The sequence below is a fragment of the Chitinophaga ginsengisegetis genome (assembly GCF_900168065.1).
GTDB lineage: Bacteria > Bacteroidota > Bacteroidia > Chitinophagales > Chitinophagaceae > Chitinophaga > Chitinophaga ginsengisegetis.
On sequence record NZ_FUZZ01000002.1, the window covers coordinates 902,382 to 919,281 of the forward strand.

Below are 16,900 nucleotides of genomic sequence, written 5' to 3' on the forward strand. Positions count from 1 at the left end.
CAATGCGATATCCAATCGTAATAAGATGGGAATCAAATAACTTTTTCGGATTTACACCTCCGGTAAACCGGAAGATAAATACCTTGAATTACCAGCTGGCTTTTCTAACGCCAGGGATTTTACCTGCGAGAGCCAGGTCACGGAACATGTTCCTGCAGAGGCCGAAGTGACGCATGTATCCTTTAGGACGACCGGTCAGCTGGCATCTGTTGTGCAGACGAACAGGGGAAGCGTTTTTTGGAAGTTGATCCAGTGCAGCGTAGTCACCGGCAGCTTTCAGGGCAGCGCGTTTTTCTGCGAACTTAGCTACCATAGCTTCTCTTTTCCTTTGTCTGGCTTTTACGGATTCTTTTGCCATAATTATATTATCGTTTCGATTTACTGATTATCTTTTTTCATACCCTTGAACGGCATACCCATTTCTTTCAGGAGCTCGTAAGCTTCTTCGTTGGTGTTTGCAGTGGTAACGAAGGTGATATCCATACCGGACATTTTCGTTACTTTATCGATATCGATTTCAGGGAAGATGATTTGTTCGGTGATACCCATAGTGTAGTTACCACGACCGTCAAAAGCTTTTTCGTTCACACCTTTGAAGTCACGTACACGTGGGAGGGATACAGCGATCAAACGATCCAGGAAGTCGTACATATTAGTGCTGCGTAAAGTTACACGTGCACCGATAGGCATGTTCTTTCTGAGTTTGAAGTTGGAGATATCCTTTTTAGACATGGTAGCGATAGCTTTCTGACCGGCGATGCGGGTCATTTCGTCTACTGCGATGTCTACCAGTTTCTTATCACCTACTGCACCATTGATACCCTGGTTCAGGCAAATTTTTACCAGGCGAGGTACCTGCATTACACTTTTGTAGTTGAATTTCTTCATCAGTGCAGATTTAACTTCCTCGTGGTATTTGGTCTGCAGTCTCGGAGTATATTTTGTGTTTGACATTATTTAATTTCCTCCCCTGATTTTTTAGCGATACGAATTAATTTACCGTTTTCTCTCTGCCTGTTAACCCTGGTTGGTTTACCAGTTTTAGCATCCCACAGCATTACATTAGAGATGGCGATAGGAGCTTCCTGCTTAACAATACCACCTTTGGTATTCTGGGCAGTTGGCTTCGTGTGCTTGGTAATAATGTTAACGCCTTCTACAAGAATGCGGGCTTTATCAGGATTCACTTCCAGCACTTTACGCGCTTTGGTTCTGTCCTTGTCATCACCGGCAATTACCGCAACCAGGTCGCCTTTCTTAATGTTAAATTTAGGCTTAAATCTAGTTTTCATTACTTTGATTTATTTATAAACGCCAAGCGAAACAATAGTTTCGCTTGATTAATGTTTTTTCTCGTTTTGCAAACGGGCTGCAAAGATAAGAAATATTTTCGGATTTCGGGATTTTGGCTTTTTTTGATAAAAATCATAAAAATTCCAAAATCCCTGTACCGCTATATCTTTATAATACCTCAGGAGCGAGGGAGATAATTTTCATATAACCCTTGTCTCTCAGCTCACGTGCAACCGGACCGAAAATACGGGTACCGCGAGGTTCGTCTGAGTTATTGAGCAGTACAACCGCGTTATCATCGAAACGGATATAAGAACCGTCTTTACGACGTAATTTGTTCTTAGTTCTTACGATTACAGCTTTGGTCACCATACCTTTCTTCACACCGCCACCTGGCATTGCGTCCTTAACGGTTACTACAATTTTATCGCCTACGCCAGCGTAGTCCTGACCGGAGTTACCTAATACGCGGATGCACAATACTTCTTTGGCACCGCTGTTATCAGCTACACTCAGTCTTGATTCTTGTTGTATCATCGAAATGAGATTTGATATTGTTTAGTCAGCGGCTGGCACCGGGGTTGCCGGCAGCAGCTTGAAACAAATAAATAATTATTTTACTTTAGCGATTACTTCTACCAGTCTCCAGCACTTGTTCTTGCTCAGAGGGCGTGTTTCCGCGATTTTCACGGTATCGCCGATGCTGCACTCGTTCTTGTCGTCATGCGCCATGAACTTGGTAGTTTTTTTCACGAATTTACCATAGATCGGGTGCTTTACCTTACGCTCCACCTTAACGGTAATGGTTTTATCCATTTTGTTGCTGGCAACCACACCAATCCTGGTTTTTCTTAATTTTCTTTCGGTCGTCATTGTTGAAAGTATTTAACCCTCCGTGAGGAGGTCATAAATTGTGTTATACTATTGCTATGTCAGCAGCCCCGGGGGTACCGGGACTGAAGATTTAGAAGCCCAGTTGTCTTTTACGCAGTTCGGTATTCATCCGAGCGATATCGCGTCTTACGGCGCGGATGCTCATTGGATTTTCGATTGGCGTAATTGCGTGACCAAAGGTCATTTTTTTCAAGCGGAGTTCTTCTGCAGAGATTTTCTCTTTCAGATCTTGTTCGCTCAGGCCTTTCAGTTCCAGCTTTTCTTTTGCCATTGTATTGAGTTTGATTCGGTTAGCTGCCGGGGCAGTGTTACCGGATTTTTAGTTATTGTGTACCTGTAATTAAGCTACGTAGTCGCGGCTGGTTACAAATTTTACTTTAATGGGCAGTTTCTGGGCTGCGAGTTCCATTGCTTCTTTTGCTACCTGTAAGGAAACGCCATCAGCTTCAAATAAAATTCTACCTGGCTTTACAACTGCTGCCCAATGGTCAGGAGCACCTTTACCTTTACCCATCCTCACTTCCAAAGGCTTAGCAGTGATAGGTTTGTCAGGGAATATGCGGATCCATACGTTACCTTCACGTTTCATGTGCCTTGTCAGCGCAACACGTGCAGCTTCGATCTGCCTGTCGGTGATCCACTTAGGTTCTAATGCTTTAAGACCGAAAGTACCAAAGGAGAGGGTAGCGCCTCTTTTAGCGTTCCCTTTGATGCGGCCTTTGTGCATCTTCCTGTGTTTCGTTCTTTTTGGCTGTAACATCGTCTATGTTGTTAATGTTAATAGTAATTGTTAATGTCTGCTTAACCGCCAGATACTATCTGCGGCCACCGCCACGGTGTTCTCCACCGCCTCTTCTTTCGCCACCACCGCGGTTGTCTCTGCGTTCACCGTGATGTTCTCTTCTTTCGCCGCCATGACCAGTGCCACGGTTATCGCCTTCCTTACCGGTTAAAACGTTCGGGTTCAGATCGCGTTTACCCAGTACTTCACCTTTACAGATCCATACTTTGATACCGATTTTACCATAAACGGTTAATGCGAACAGGGAAGCGTAATCGATGTCCATACGGAAAGTATGTAAAGGCACGCGACCTTGTTTCATTTCTTCGGAGCGGGCAATTTCAGCACCACCTAAACGGCCGCTGATTTTAACCTTGATACCTTCAGCGCCCATTCTCAGAGCGGTAGCAATCGCCATTTTGATAGCACGTTTGTAGTTGATACGGCTTTCAATCTGTTTTGCGATTGTTTCAGCAACGATGTTAGCATCCATTTCCGGACGACGGATCTCCAGGATGTTGATCTGTACATCTTCCTTGCCTGTCAGCTTCTTCAGCTCTTCCTTGATGCGATCAACTTCGTTACCGCCTTTACCAATGATGATACCAGGCTTAGAAGTATGAACAGTGATGATTAACTTACCTAAAGTTCTTTCGATCACAACTCTTGAGATGCCACCTTTGTTGATACGGGCATTCAGATAAGTTCTGATCTTGTTATCTTCGATCAGTTTAACAGCAAAGTCTTTTTTGCTGCCATACCAATTAGAGTCCCATCCTCTGATGATACCTAACCTGTTACCAATAGGATTTGTTTTCTGACCCATGTTCTGGTTATTTGTCTATTAGTTTAATAGTTTTGTTTCTATTTTGTTTCCGGTTTGCACTGAATTACTGTGCTTTACCGTCCACTACAATCGTTACGTGGTTACTTCTCTTGCGGATACGGTAACCCCTTCCCTGTGGAGCCGGGCGCATTCTTTTCAGAGTACGGCCGCCATCAACAAAAACGGTTTTTACGATCAGGTTAGCATCTTCTACCCTTGCACCTTCGTTCTTCACTTTCCAGTTGGCGATAGCGGATATCAGCAACTTCTCTAAAGGCACGCTTGGGTGTTTCGGATGGAATTTCAAAATATTCAAAGCCTTTTCCACATCCAGACCACGGATTAAGTCCGCGAGCAAACGCATTTTGCGGGGAGATGTAGGATTATTATTCAGCTTAGCTACTGCTTCCATTGTTATTAATTTCTTTTATTATTTAATGTCTGATGTCTGGTGTTTGATGTTCCGGTTTGAAACGAATACTTCAAACCTCAAACCTCAGACTATAATTTACATTTTCTTGTTTACGTGTCCTCTGAAGTTACGTGTAGGTGCAAATTCGCCCAGTTTATGACCAACCATAAATTCCGTTACATAAACAGGAATAAATTTGTTGCCATTATGAACAGCGAAAGTGTGACCAACGAAATCAGGCGTGATAGTAGAACGACGGCTCCAGGTCTTGATAACAGAACGCTTGGTACCGGTATTCATCTTTTCAACTTTTGTTTCTAATTTCAGGTCTACGTAAGGACCTTTTTTTATGGAACGAGCCATGTCTTACTGATTTATGATTTTTCAAACCCGGGATCCGGTATTGCTACCGGAGCCCTGATTCAGAAATACTATAATTTTTTACCGTTTTTTCTGCTAATGATCAGCTTATCAGAACTCTTATGCGGTTTTCTGGTTTTCAGACCTTTCGCATATTTACCAGTTCTTGATCTTGGATGGCCTCCGGAAGATTTACCTTCACCACCACCCATCGGGTGATCCACAGGGTTCATAGCCACACCACGGTTGCGGGGGCGGATACCTCTCCAACGGTTAGCACCTGCTTTACCGATGGATTGCAGTGCGTGGTCGGAGTTAGAAACAGTACCTACGGTTGCTTTACAAGTATTTAATACTTTGCGGAGCTCGCCGGAAGGCATTTTCAGTACGGCATATTTTTCTTCCTTGTTGGACAGCTGTGCGTAAGCGCCGGCGCTTCTTGCGATAGCACCACCTTTACCAGGCTGCAGCTCGATGTTGTGCACAACAGTACCCAGCGGCATGTTTTTCAGTGGCAAAGCGTTACCTACTTCAGGAGCTACGTCGGAGCCGCTTATAACGGTACCACCAACCTGTAAGCCCTGTGGAGCAATGATGTAACGTTTTTCACCGTCAGCATAGTTTACCAGTGCGATGAATGCGCTACGGTTAGGATCATATTCGATCGTTTTAACTGTAGCAGGTACATTCTCTTTATCACGTTTGAAATCAATTACACGGTATTGTTTCTTGTGACCACCACCTATGTAGCGCATAGACATTCTACCTTGCGCATTTCTACCGCCGGTCCTTTTGATGGGCTCCAGCAGGCTTTTCTCAGGGGTATCCGATGTCAGCTCAGCGTAAGCGTTGCCTATTTTCCAGCGGGTACCGGCCGTCATTGGTTTGAACTTCTTCAGTGCCATTACTTCCTAAAAAGTTAAATGTTGTTATTAAATATAAATAGTGATCTGTATATACATCCACATCCCGGCTGTTCAGGCCGGAACGGCACTACATGTTAGCATACAGATCTATAGTTTCACCACTTGCAACGGTAATGATCGCCTTTTTGTAAGACGGTTTTTTACCTGCGATGAAACCGGCTTTAGTAAAGCGGAATTTAGCTTTACCTGGCATTACAGCAGTATTTACTTCTGCTACGGTTACACCGTAAAACTCTTCCACTGCTTTCTTGATCTCCAGTTTGTTGGCTTTTTTGTCAACAATGAAGTAGTAGCGGTTGAATTTTTCGGTTGCTTTGTTAACCTTTTCGGATACCACCGGTTTGATTAAAACGTCAGAAAGTTTCATCTTCTTTATAGCATTAAGCTGTTGGCGTTGGCCGCGAGCTGTTATTTAATTGGTTTTGACATCCTATGCTTCCGCTTCTGCAGGCTCTTCAGTGAAGATCTTTGCAGCGCTTTCAGTGAACACGATATAGTTGCTGTTCATGATGTCGTAAGTGTTTACGTCGCTCAGTACAGTACCGTCTACAGTAGGAATGTTTCTTAAAGACAGGTAAACATTGTCATTGTATTCAGGCGTGATGAACATAGTCTTTCTGCCTTCAACATTGATGTTCAGATTCTTCAGGAAACCAACGAATTGTTTGGTTTTTGGTGTTTCGAGCTGCAGATCTTCAACAATGATGATGCTGTTTTCTTTAGCTTTTACTGACAGGGCAGAGATCTTTGCGAGATCTTTTACTTTTCTGTTCAGTTTGAAACCCCAACCGTGTGGCTTTGGTCCGAAGATGGTACCACCACCTTTATACAATGGGTTACGGATGTTACCTTTACGGGCGCCACCGGTACCTTTTTGTTTGTGCAGTTTACGGGAAGCACCTTGTACTTCAGCTCTGGTTTTTACCTTGTGGGTACCCTGACGCTGAGCAGCGAGGTATTGTTTAACAGCCAGGTAGATTACGTGGTTGTTAGGCTCAACACCAAAGATCTCCTCAGGAAGTTCAATAGTCCTTCCGGTTTTCTTACCTTCTATATTTAAAATATCGATTTGCATGTTACTTCTGGATTAAAACGATTGAACCAATGTGGCCGGGAACGGAACCACTTACCAGGATATAATTCTTTTCAGGGAATATTTTCACGATCTTCAGACCTTTCACTTTCACTCTTTCGTTACCTGTTTGGCCGGCCATACGCATACCCTTGAATACGCGGGAAGGATAAGAGGATCCACCAACAGAACCAGGAGCCCTGCTTCTATCGTGCTGACCGTGGGTAGCTTCACCCACACCACTGAATCCGTGGCGTTTTACAACACCCTGGAAACCTTTACCTTTGGAAGTGCCTACAACGTCAATTGTTTCACCTTCTGCGAAGATTTCGCAGGTGATAGATTCACCGAGGGCTTTCTGTACGTCCGGGTTGCGGAGTTCTTTTACAAAACGTTTGGGAGAGGTGCTTGCTTTCGCGAAGTGACTGCTTTCTGCTTTAGTGGTGTGTTTTTCTTTCTTCTCACCGAAAGAAACCTGAATTGCATTGTAACCATCTGACTCCAGGGTTTTTACCTGAGTTACAACGTTGGGACCCGCTTCGATAATGGTAACAGCAGTTTGCTTACCATTAGACTCGAAGATACTGGTCATACCAATCTTTTTGCCAATAATACCTTTCATTTTTTATATGATTTTACCCAGCGCCTGGGGGATTTCGTGCTATCCCCAGGATGGGCGGTTTAAATACATTTATTGGGCGGCCGCCCAGAAGGCGCGACCTATGTTTGCTTGTTAAAATTGTTATCTTGCTGGTAACCAACAAGATAACCATAAATCAATAAAAGGCCGGCCTTTCGCCCGCCTTGCTGTTGTCCTATGCTTTAATTTCAACTTCTACTCCGGAAGGCAGATCGAGCTTGCTCAGCGCGTCTACAGTTCTGGAAGAAGACGTGTAAATATCCAGTAAACGTTTGTGTGTACACAGTTGGAACTGCTCGCGCGCTTTCTTATTTACGTGCGGAGAACGTAATACTGTAAATATTTTCTTCTCGGTAGGTAAAGGAATTGGACCTGTTACCACGGCACCCGTGTTACGCACGGTTTTAACGATCTTCTCAGCAGACTTGTCTACCAGGTTATGATCGTAGGACTTCAGCTTGATTCTTATTCTCTGAGACATATGCAATGAACTTCTTCTTGTTTTTTCCCAATACAATTTGGGAGGGCAAAGGTAACCCGTTTTTTCTATTTGGCAAATAATTCTCAGGAAAAAATAAAAGAAACCGGGCAAGGGGCTGGCTCCGGCGGCGAAAGAAGTGCGGTAAAAATGATATTATCCGGTGATTAAGGCTTCAGAAATCATTCATTGTGTGTACGTTAAGCCTTAAGGTAACTTCACATGCTCGTTTTGACAAATATAGGAAAACATATTTCAAAACCAAAAAAAGGAGAATTTCTTTACAATTTTTTTTCCGGGAGATAGAAAAATAAGCGAATCCCCCTCTGAACAGAAGCGGAAACCAGGAAGATCCCGGACTGCTGTATTTTCTCCTGAAAGCGGGTAAAAAAGCGTAATGGCAGAGTATGTTAAAAGCACCTGAGTGTATGGGGAGTGTATGGGAAGTGTATCATGAGTGTATGGGGAGTGTATGGGAACAGTATAGGGAGTGTATGGGAAGAGTATGCAGACTGTATAGGGAATGTATAGGAACTATATGGGGAGTACAACACATACACGAGTCCTAAGTACCCGGTAAGTATGGGAGAAGTATCTGAGAAGTATGGGAGAAGTATTAAGAAGGGACAAAGAGAAAGGGTTGTTCCCGCTTACCTGGAACAACCCCTTTCCGAATAATTAAAGTGGTTTGATGATCTGTTGGTCAAACGATCCAACAATCCTTAGAGTGGTAAACCACCTAATAATGACTTAACTAATCCTAAGATTAATGCCAGCAGTTGATTCAGTAAATCCATGGAAAAAGGTTTTTATAAGATATTGCCTACTCTATTACCTGGTTTTCGGCGATGCCCAGTTGTTATTCAGTTAACACGTCTAAATTAAAAGCTATCATTCAATATCCGGTCGTTCATTTTATTCATTCCAATCGAATGAGTTTAACCTGTTCATTCAGCCACCATAGCTGAATCAGGCGGATACCGGCAATAAAAAAAGAGGCTGTTCTGATATTGAACAGCCTCCCGGATGATGTGCGTAAGGGAAATAGTATCATTAAAGACGGAATAATCCCTTACCGAAAGGAGTCCTGATTACAGGCCACCCAGCAGAGATTTCAGCAGTGCAACCAACGTTGCCAGCAGTTGAGTCAGTAAATCCATAAGATAGTTTTTACTACGGGTGACACCTACTCTTTTTATTTGGTTTTCGGCAATCCCAGGTACACTTATTTTTTAAGTGTCCGCCGAAATTAACGGCTATTCACAGAAATCCGTTCGTTCATTTTATTCAGTTCGGCATCCTGATATAATACTGTTCAATAAGCCATCATGGCCCGTTTATATTAAATGAAAAAGCCCCGGTAAATAATACCAGGGCTTTTTCATTCAGAAGTTGTTTAATCAGCTCAATATTGAAGCATGATCAGGGAATTACCGGCAGCAGGTGTTCTACTTTCATTATCAGCACCTCAAAAATGCAGGTACTTTCATGTTTTACGAACCTCAGCCGGGGTTAGTGTTAAACTAACAATACAGGTTAAATGCCGCTAATTGCAGACTCCAGCAGCGCCAGAAATCCCGTCAGGAATGTGTTCAAAGCATCAGGGATCATAAGGTGTTGTTTTCATTTGGGGTCTACTCTTACTTACTGATGGTTTCGGCAATTCCCATTAGTATCCTTGTACAACAAGGGTGAAAAAATTACAGTGCGCCAGCAACGGTGCTCAGGAATTTAAGCACTGCCAGGAGAATAGAGTTTACCATATCTGGAGTATTTATGGATGTAAATGCCTACTCTGTTCCGGGTTTTCAGCATCCCCCTGTCTGCACCTTCACAGACAGTTACTAAAGTAAATAGTTCCGGTATAAAATCCTCCGTTCAATTAATTCATTTCTGTGTCCGCTGTTCATTTCATTCAGCGCCCATAAATAAAATGATAGGATTCCTTATAACAGCAACGGCGGCAATGATTATTGCCGCCGTTGCTGATGAGTTTGTATTATATAATAAATTATTTTCCTGTTTCTTCCTTGTAAATCTGTTTAGCCTTTGCTGAAGGCAGGTAAATCTGAAAACCTATACCCAGACTAAGCCGGTTAGCAGTGGTTGAATTACCTCCACCTACAGTAAGGTCATACTTAAACAATCCTTCCAAACCAATATTGGGAGTGATAAAATAGGAAATACCCGGGCCTATACCAACATTAAAACCATTGGTAGAAGCACCGCTCGCAGGGTTTGTACCGGCAAATCCGGCATTTGCCTCCACGAAGAACCGCGTTCTCTTGGAAAATTCCAGTTTCCTGACATTTTTATCTTCCACAAAATAACGGGCAAAAGCGCCAACACCATAGTTAGTATTGGAAGCCCTTGTATCAGTTGTCTTATTTTTTGTGGTATTTGCGCCAAAATCAACATAACCACCAATAGCCAGACCGTCCTTGATAAACCAACCTATCTTTGGTGAAAGATTAAAATTAAAAGCGGTACTCTCCTTTTGAAAAGTAACATTAATATTGGTCAGATCGGCGCCTACCATAATATTTCCTTTCTGAATTTGGGCGTTAGCAGCAGAACCAAACAATACAGCCGCAAGTGCAAGGGTCAAGAGACGAATTCTTTTCATAGTCTGATTTTTAGTTTTAACAATTTTACCTGTTGAATGAATAAGAAATTAGCGGGCAAACGCTTTCCGTTTGCAACTATAGCTGTTGATATCAGCCGTAAGAAAATAAAAAGGCAGGGGATAATGGGGAAGTAGTCTTACATCGTCAAAACAAACAACATCACAGTTAACAATACTATTATAGCACAAAACTACTGAAAATGAATCTAATAAGTATTCATCTTTCTAAAAAAATCTAAAAAAAACAATATCGGATCCCTTCATACATTCTTTCAACATGAATACTTATCCTTATTTATTATTACTATAACATTTAGAACTTAAATGTTGTTGCATAAAAACAGGAATCATCGGAAAAGAAAAGAGAGATCATCAGCTGCAACCAGTCAGGACCGGCCTTCCAGCAGATCGGCATGTGTGCAGAAAATTCCCTGTTGTTGTAAGAAACTAAGGAATCCATCCATTTTCTGCTGCATTCTCTTCCCCGACACACGTTTAATATAACCGGGTAATGCATATGCGTTGATATCACTCAACTCCCAGGGATGGAAGTAAAAAGAGAGATAGGAGTCCTTCTTCAGGATCCTTTTACTGAAGTGGCGGGTTATCCACAGGGGCATGTTTTTTACGCTCAGCCAGAACAGGGGATACCTGAGAAAGGGCGACACAGAAGAAGGTATGATCCAGGTGTCCTGTTCTTTGAACACGGTTCTTGGCAGGTGCCGGTTGTTATATCTTCCCGGCAGCCATGTGGGGTTCACAGAGGCGTCGTACAGGTAGCCGGCGGCTTTCAGCGCCTGCATATTTACTTTACGGAGACGCGGCATACGGAATCCCTGTACCGGCTGGCCGCTGATTTCCTGCAGGGCCAGGCGGGAACCTTCCAGATCGGCCTCTGTAAAGGAGCTATGATAATAAGCATGAGAAGCTATTTCATGCTTTGCCGCCATTTGCCTGATCAACTCCGGATAGTGTTGCGCCCAGTAAGCGGTAACGAAAAAAGTGGCGCGTACGTTATACTTATCAAATAAAGCCAGCGTAGCCCGCAACCCACTCCTGGAAACTTCCAGTTTTTCCTGCAGGGTTACCTGCTGGCCGAATTCTTCGGGGATATCAAATTCTTCCACGTCTACACTGATCAGTATCCTGTTTCTCTGTTCCATAAAAATTTAAGCAGCGGATGAGCTGAAAATGATCCTGCAATAATTCAGCATTTCCTTCATTAAAAGTTTTACCCTGAAAGATGAAAACTGAATGCCCGGGCGGCAAGATACTGCGACTGCACCAATTTTGAGATGGGGACGTTTGCCTGCATGGTATAAAAACTCGCTGTCGTACAGGAAGCCATCGATGCGGGTATTGAGCAGGATATTCTTTCCATAGGCATTAAAGCCTTTTAAACCGGCCTGTGCGTCTTCTACTTTAAGGTCCAGCACCACCCGGTTCAACAGGCGGCTGATGCGGGTAATCACACGGCGTTTGCGGGGTAACTCACGAAGATAGGCTTCGCCCCTTTCCCCTGCTACCACATCCAGGCCCTGCAGGAGACGGTCGTATGTTTCTTTAACAGCTGATACGCCAAAGGGGAAATCCAGGTCGGTATACACCTGGAAAGCATGTTGGGAGCGCTTTACTCCTTCTCTCACCGCATATCCTTTACCACGGTTACGGGAATAGCTGATGATAATGATATCCGGAATAGCTGCCTCCAGCCAGCTGATATGCTGACGGGTAAAGTTCTTCACGGAGCCATCGTTGACCAGGATAAGCTGAACGGGCGCCGTCCCCATAAGGGCTGTTATTTCGTGGTAATGCCTGATAAGTGATTCCACCCAGGGCCCGGATGGGTTCCAGCAGGGCAGAATCAAATCCAGACCGGGAGTTAATGTAACCATTTCTCCCGTTGTATGTACCACAGTTGTAGGAGGTGCTTGTAATAACTCTAATGACATAATTCAAAGGCTATCAGTAAATAATACCGGTTGAGATGGTTTTATGTGCTACTTATACCTATGACGTGGAAAGGGAATCCTCCCCCTATCACGGGAGGTAAATAATAAAAAAAGGTCCTGTAAAACAGGACCCCTGGCAGTTAGCAAAAAGTAAATTGCAGTTGTAGGTTATTGCTATTGTAAAATATCGAATATTCTTTTCATGGCAATAGCATGTTCATGTCAGTTAGTGCCATAAAAAGCGGAAAGGTTGTTCCGCTTTGGCAGAACAACCTTTCCGGTATAATTAAGAAGCTATGATTAAGCGTTTACTTTGCCTTTCACTTTAGCTACCACTTCTTCAGCTACGTTGTTCGGAGCCGGAGCGTAGTGGGAGAATTCCATGATAGAGCTTGCGCGGCCGGAAGACAGGGAACGCAGCTGGGTTACGTAACCGAACATTTCGCTCAGCGGAACTTTTGCTTTGATTACCTGAACACCGTTTTTGGAGTCCATACCTTCCAGCATACCACGACGACGGTTCAGGTCACCTGTAACATCACCCATGTATTGGTCCGGAGTAAGTACTTCCACTTTCATGATTGGCTCCAGCAATACTGGTTTAGCTTTGCGGGCAGCTTCACGGAAAGCTTGTTTGGCGCACAATTCAAATGACATCGCATCAGAATCCACCTGGTGGTAAGAACCGTCGAACAGACGAACTCTCAGGTTCACCAGCGGGAAGTTTGCGAGCACACCCTGGTTGAGGGACTGTTCGAAACCTTTCTGTACTGCAGGGATGAATTCCTTAGGGATAGCACCACCAAAGATATCATTTACGAACTGGAAGGCTTTACCTTCATTTTCTTTCAGCCATTCTGCATCTGCAGGTCCGATTTCGATCTGGATATCCGCAAACTTACCACGACCACCGGTTTGTTTCTTGAATACCTCACGGTGTTCAACTTTGGTAGTCAGTGCTTCTTTGTAAGCAACTTGCGGCGCACCCTGGTTAACTTCTACCTTGAATTCGCGACGCATACGGTCAACGATGATTTCGAGGTGAAGCTCACCCATACCGGAGAGAATAGTCTGACCGGTTTCTTCGTCAGTTTTAGCTCTCAGGGTAGGATCTTCTTCTACCAGTTTAGAGATAGCCAGACCCATTTTATCAACGTCTGCCTGAGTTTTAGGCTCGATGGCGATGTGGATAACCGGTTCAGGGAAGGTCATTGATTCCAGGATAATCGGTGCTTTTTCGTCGCACAGGGTATCACCGGTTTTGATATCTTTAAAACCAACAGCAGCACCGATATCACCAGCTTCGATGAAATCGATCGGGTTCTGCTTGTTAGCGTGCATCTGCATGATACGGCTGATACGTTCGTTTCTGCCGGTACGGGTATTGAGTACATAAGAACCCGCATCCAGGTGACCGGAATAAACCCGGAAGAACGCCAGACGACCTACGAAAGGATCGGTTGCGATTTTGAATGCCAGTGCAGACAGCGGAGCTTTTGCATCTGGTTTACGTTCAACTTCTTCACCAGTGTCAGGATTGGTACCTTTTACTGCTTCAACATCCAGTGGGGAAGGCAGGTAACGGCAAACCGCATCCAGCATCTTCTGCACACCTTTGTTTTTGAAAGAGGAACCGCACATCATCGGGATGATAGCGATATCGATAGTAGCCTTACGGATAGCTTCGTGGATTTCGTCTTCAGAAATTGAATTCGGATCTTCGAAGAATTTCTCCATCAGGGTGTCATCGTATTCAGCAACTGCTTCTACGAGTTTAGCTCTCCACTCTTCAGCTTCAGCCTGCATATCTTCCGGAATAGGAATTTCCTGGTAGGTAGCACCTTTACCTTCTTCGTCCCAGATAATACCTTTCATGGTAATCAGATCTACCACACCTTTGAAGGTGTCTTCAGCTCCGATTGGCAAAGTTAAAGGTACAGGGTTAGCGCCCAGCATTTCTTTAACCTGTTTAACCACGTTCAGGAAGTCTGCGCCGGAACGGTCCATTTTATTAACGAAACCGATACGGGGTACGCGGTAGCGGTTAGCCTGGCGCCAAACGGTTTCAGACTGAGGTTCAACACCGGATACAGCGCAGAACAATGCCACCAGACCATCCAGTACACGGAGGGAACGCTCTACCTCTACGGTAAAGTCCACGTGGCCCGGGGTATCGATGATATTGAATTTATATTGTTTGGTATCAGGTAAGGCTTTACCTTGTAAGGTTGGAAAATTCCAGAAACAAGTGGTTGCCGCAGATGTGATGGTAATACCTCTTTCCTGCTCCTGTGCCATCCAGTCCATTGTAGCAGCACCCTCGTGCACTTCTCCAATTTTGTGGGATTTACCTGTATAATACAGGATACGTTCTGTGGTAGTGGTTTTACCCGCATCGATGTGCGCCGCAATACCAAAGTTCCTTTGAAATTTTAAGTCTGCCATAATATTAAAGTGACTAAATAATGCAATTTGGGGGGCAAAGGTAACTTATTTTTGACAATAAATAAAATGACCTTCTTTTCCAAATTGTTATTTCTTTTTAACAAGCGCAGTCGTTATTCACATTAAATTTAATAACGATAAATAGTTCCGCGAAAACCAGTTTTTAGACGGTAGCGACCACTTGTTTATCAAATCCCACCAAAAAAGAAATCAACGTTTTCCGGATGCCATAATTCTGTCATATTCGCAGTAAGTTATAAAAACCGGATATACCCTGAAGGAGAATGCTAAATAAAACAGCCCAAAAGTAAGAATTGAAAGATCGGTTTTCCCCTAAATTGAAAAACAATATGAAGTAAAAATTACTCAACGCGCTTGTATAACAGGCTGATACCTTATTTACTATTGTACCCCTCCCTGTCCCGGCGCTGTAGCGGTTCCCGAACACTTATTTACTTATAACCATACATAATATGAGAACAATTGTACTCAGATGCACACATGCACTGTTGCTGCTGGTGTGTGCCTGCATTTCATCCTCCGGCCAGGTAGCGCTTAAACGACAGGTAGTTGCCAGTACAGGTGGTTCCGCCGTAATCCAGAACATCCAGTTCCAGTATACCGTGGGAGAACCCATTATTTTACCTATCACAGATGGCAGGGTGTTGCTCACACAGGGATTCCAGCAACCCGAAGATTTTACAAAGCTGACACCCGGCGTAAACCCGGTAAAGAGCTACATACTGTTCCCCAATCCTGCTATTACCAATACCAGAATTGTATTTGACCTGCTGTCGAAAGTGAGTGTAACGCTCGAACTGATCAACCCCGCAGGCCAGGTAATACATCATCAGTTCCTGGAAATGGGTCCGGGTAAAAGCACACTGGTATTACCTGTGAACCATTTTGCCGCAGGTATTTACACCGTTATGCTGAATGTAAGCGGGAATGTATTCTTTGAGAAACTCATTGTGCAATAACACTACACAATCACCCTTTAACCAGATGACATCATGAAATACGGTTATACAATTATACTTCTTGCAGGTATACTGACAACCAGTATGCAGCTGTTGGCACAAAAAACCACCCAGAAACCTCCGAATATCGGCGCCAGCTTTCTGCTGGTAAACCCCGATGCCAGGAGCAGCGGTACCGGGGACGCCGCCATCGGCCTGTCTCCGGATGCCAATTCCCTGTTTTCAAACGCCGCCAAAATAGTGTTTGCCGGCGACTGGGGCGTGAGCGCCAACTACTCCCCCTGGATGTGGGAGCTGAACAACAATAAGTCCAATATGGCTTATGTATCCGGCTACAAAACTTGGAACGGAACAGAAGGCATAGGGCTTTCCATGAAGTACTTCAATTATGGCTCCGTTACTTTCCGGGATGATAACGGAACCGTGCTGCAGGACTACAACCCCAAAGAATTTGCGATAGATGGCGCTTATGCCAGGAAGCTGGGAAACCATACATCACTGGCACTCAGCATCCGGTATATACGCAGCCAGCTGGGACAGGGTTCCTACAATAATATTCAGCAGAAACCCGCATCGGCAGTTGCAGGCGACATTGCCTATTACTACCAGAACAGTGTAGACAAGCTGGATTTCGGCAACCGCTACTGCTTTGGTGTAAGCATTACCAACATCGGCACGAAGCTGCAATACTCAGATGACAACAACAGGAAGAGTTTTCTGCCGATGAACCTTCGCATCGGTGGCGGCTATACGTTTGTGCACACACATGAACATGAATTTACCCTTTCCGTAGACATCAACAAACTACTGGTACCCACTCCCCCGCTGTATGCCCTGGATTCCAATGGCATGGAAACAAGCCAGATCCTGAAAGGAAAAGACCCTGACCGTGGCGTAGTGGAAGCGATGTTCTCTTCCTTTGGCGACGCGCCTGACGGCTTCCACGAAGAGTTACGGGAATTCACTATCGGATCCGGTATTGAATACGCTTACAGACAGGCATTTTTTGTACGCGCCGGGTATTTCTACGAGCATCCGAATAAGGGCTACCGGCAACATTTTTCCGCAGGACTGGGCGTACGCGTATCAAATCTTGCGCTGGATATCGCCTATCAGCTTCCTACCGGGGAAAGTTTAATACAGAAAAGAACCCTGAAATTCTCGCTGGTCTATAACATAGGCGGCACGCGGGACGAAGCAATTCAGCAACCATAA

21 protein-coding genes are annotated in these 16,900 nt (G+C 44.3%); 2 read left to right on the forward strand and 19 right to left on the reverse strand.

Going from position 1 to position 16,900, the window contains the following annotated elements; all coding sequences use genetic code 11:
* Positions 1–88: 88 nt before the first annotated feature.
* The 19 genes from rpsN to fusA all read right to left on the reverse strand — a co-directional run bounded on the left by rpsN (position 89) and on the right by fusA (position 14,705).
* Positions 89–358, reverse strand: coding sequence for a 30S ribosomal protein S14 (gene rpsN, locus B5Z18_RS17470; RefSeq protein ID WP_079470762.1), 270 nt, complete (start codon positions 356–358; stop codon positions 89–91).
* Between the two features lie 20 nt (positions 359–378).
* Complete coding sequence (rplE, locus tag B5Z18_RS17475) at positions 379–954, reverse strand: 50S ribosomal protein L5 (protein ID WP_079470763.1); 576 nt, start codon at positions 952–954, stop codon at positions 379–381.
* Positions 954–1,292, reverse strand: coding sequence for a 50S ribosomal protein L24 (gene rplX, locus B5Z18_RS17480; RefSeq protein ID WP_079470764.1), 339 nt, complete (start codon positions 1,290–1,292; stop codon positions 954–956). The genes rplE and rplX overlap by 1 nt, the downstream gene beginning before the upstream one ends.
* A gap of 169 nt (positions 1,293–1,461) precedes the next feature.
* Positions 1,462–1,830, reverse strand: a complete 369-nt coding sequence (gene rplN / locus B5Z18_RS17485; RefSeq protein ID WP_079470765.1) for a 50S ribosomal protein L14 — start codon at positions 1,828–1,830, stop codon at positions 1,462–1,464.
* A 75-nt stretch (positions 1,831–1,905) separates the two neighbouring features.
* Complete coding sequence (gene rpsQ / locus B5Z18_RS17490; protein ID WP_079470766.1) at positions 1,906–2,166, reverse strand: 30S ribosomal protein S17; 261 nt, start codon at positions 2,164–2,166, stop codon at positions 1,906–1,908.
* 91 nt (positions 2,167–2,257) lie between these two features.
* Positions 2,258–2,458: a 50S ribosomal protein L29 gene (gene rpmC, locus B5Z18_RS17495; protein ID WP_079470767.1), complete on the reverse strand. Its 201-nt coding sequence runs from the start codon at positions 2,456–2,458 to the stop codon at positions 2,258–2,260.
* A gap of 69 nt (positions 2,459–2,527) precedes the next feature.
* Positions 2,528–2,947: a 50S ribosomal protein L16 gene (gene rplP / locus B5Z18_RS17500; RefSeq protein ID WP_079470768.1), complete on the reverse strand. Its 420-nt coding sequence runs from the start codon at positions 2,945–2,947 to the stop codon at positions 2,528–2,530.
* Positions 2,948–3,002: 55 nt separating this feature from the next.
* Positions 3,003–3,794: a 30S ribosomal protein S3 gene (gene rpsC, locus B5Z18_RS17505; protein WP_079470769.1), complete on the reverse strand. Its 792-nt coding sequence runs from the start codon at positions 3,792–3,794 to the stop codon at positions 3,003–3,005.
* A gap of 64 nt (positions 3,795–3,858) precedes the next feature.
* Entirely contained in the window at positions 3,859–4,206 is a 348-nt protein-coding gene (gene rplV, locus B5Z18_RS17510) for a 50S ribosomal protein L22 (protein WP_079470770.1), read from the reverse strand.
* Between the two features lie 96 nt (positions 4,207–4,302).
* Positions 4,303–4,569, reverse strand: a complete 267-nt coding sequence (gene rpsS / locus B5Z18_RS17515) for a 30S ribosomal protein S19 (RefSeq protein WP_079470771.1) — start codon at positions 4,567–4,569, stop codon at positions 4,303–4,305.
* 68 nt (positions 4,570–4,637) lie between these two features.
* Positions 4,638–5,471 (reverse strand): 50S ribosomal protein L2, encoded by an 834-nt coding sequence (rplB, locus tag B5Z18_RS17520; RefSeq protein WP_079470772.1) that lies wholly within the window; start codon positions 5,469–5,471, stop codon positions 4,638–4,640.
* 88 nt (positions 5,472–5,559) lie between these two features.
* Complete coding sequence (gene rplW, locus B5Z18_RS17525; protein WP_079470773.1) at positions 5,560–5,859, reverse strand: 50S ribosomal protein L23; 300 nt, start codon at positions 5,857–5,859, stop codon at positions 5,560–5,562.
* 63 nt (positions 5,860–5,922) lie between these two features.
* On the reverse strand, positions 5,923–6,567 hold the full coding sequence (gene rplD, locus B5Z18_RS17530) for a 50S ribosomal protein L4 (RefSeq protein WP_079470774.1): 645 nt from the start codon (positions 6,565–6,567) through the stop codon (positions 5,923–5,925).
* 1 nt (position 6,568) lies between these two features.
* Positions 6,569–7,186: a 50S ribosomal protein L3 gene (gene rplC, locus B5Z18_RS17535; RefSeq protein ID WP_079470775.1), complete on the reverse strand. Its 618-nt coding sequence runs from the start codon at positions 7,184–7,186 to the stop codon at positions 6,569–6,571.
* 193 nt (positions 7,187–7,379) lie between these two features.
* A complete protein-coding gene (rpsJ, locus tag B5Z18_RS17540; RefSeq protein ID WP_012789286.1) occupies positions 7,380–7,685 on the reverse strand; it encodes a 30S ribosomal protein S10 in 306 nt (101 codons plus the stop codon).
* A 2,008-nt stretch (positions 7,686–9,693) separates the two neighbouring features.
* On the reverse strand, positions 9,694–10,308 hold the full coding sequence (locus tag B5Z18_RS17545; protein ID WP_079470776.1) for an outer membrane beta-barrel protein: 615 nt from the start codon (positions 10,306–10,308) through the stop codon (positions 9,694–9,696).
* Between the two features lie 386 nt (positions 10,309–10,694).
* Positions 10,695–11,471: a polysaccharide deacetylase family protein gene (locus B5Z18_RS17550; RefSeq protein ID WP_079470777.1), complete on the reverse strand. Its 777-nt coding sequence runs from the start codon at positions 11,469–11,471 to the stop codon at positions 10,695–10,697.
* Between the two features lie 6 nt (positions 11,472–11,477).
* The gene (locus tag B5Z18_RS17555; RefSeq protein WP_159454338.1) at positions 11,478–12,203 is read right to left on the reverse strand and encodes a glycosyltransferase; all 726 of its coding nucleotides are present in this window, start codon (positions 12,201–12,203) and stop codon (positions 11,478–11,480) included.
* Positions 12,204–12,560: 357 nt separating this feature from the next.
* Positions 12,561–14,705: an elongation factor G gene (gene fusA, locus B5Z18_RS17560; RefSeq protein WP_079470779.1), complete on the reverse strand. Its 2,145-nt coding sequence runs from the start codon at positions 14,703–14,705 to the stop codon at positions 12,561–12,563.
* Between the two features lie 473 nt (positions 14,706–15,178).
* Between fusA and B5Z18_RS17565 the strand changes: the two genes are divergently transcribed.
* Positions 15,179–15,685, forward strand: a complete 507-nt coding sequence (locus B5Z18_RS17565; RefSeq protein WP_079470780.1) for a T9SS type A sorting domain-containing protein — start codon at positions 15,179–15,181, stop codon at positions 15,683–15,685.
* A 33-nt stretch (positions 15,686–15,718) separates the two neighbouring features.
* Positions 15,719–16,900, forward strand: coding sequence for a type IX secretion system outer membrane channel protein PorV (porV, locus tag B5Z18_RS17570; RefSeq protein ID WP_079470781.1), 1,182 nt, complete (start codon positions 15,719–15,721; stop codon positions 16,898–16,900).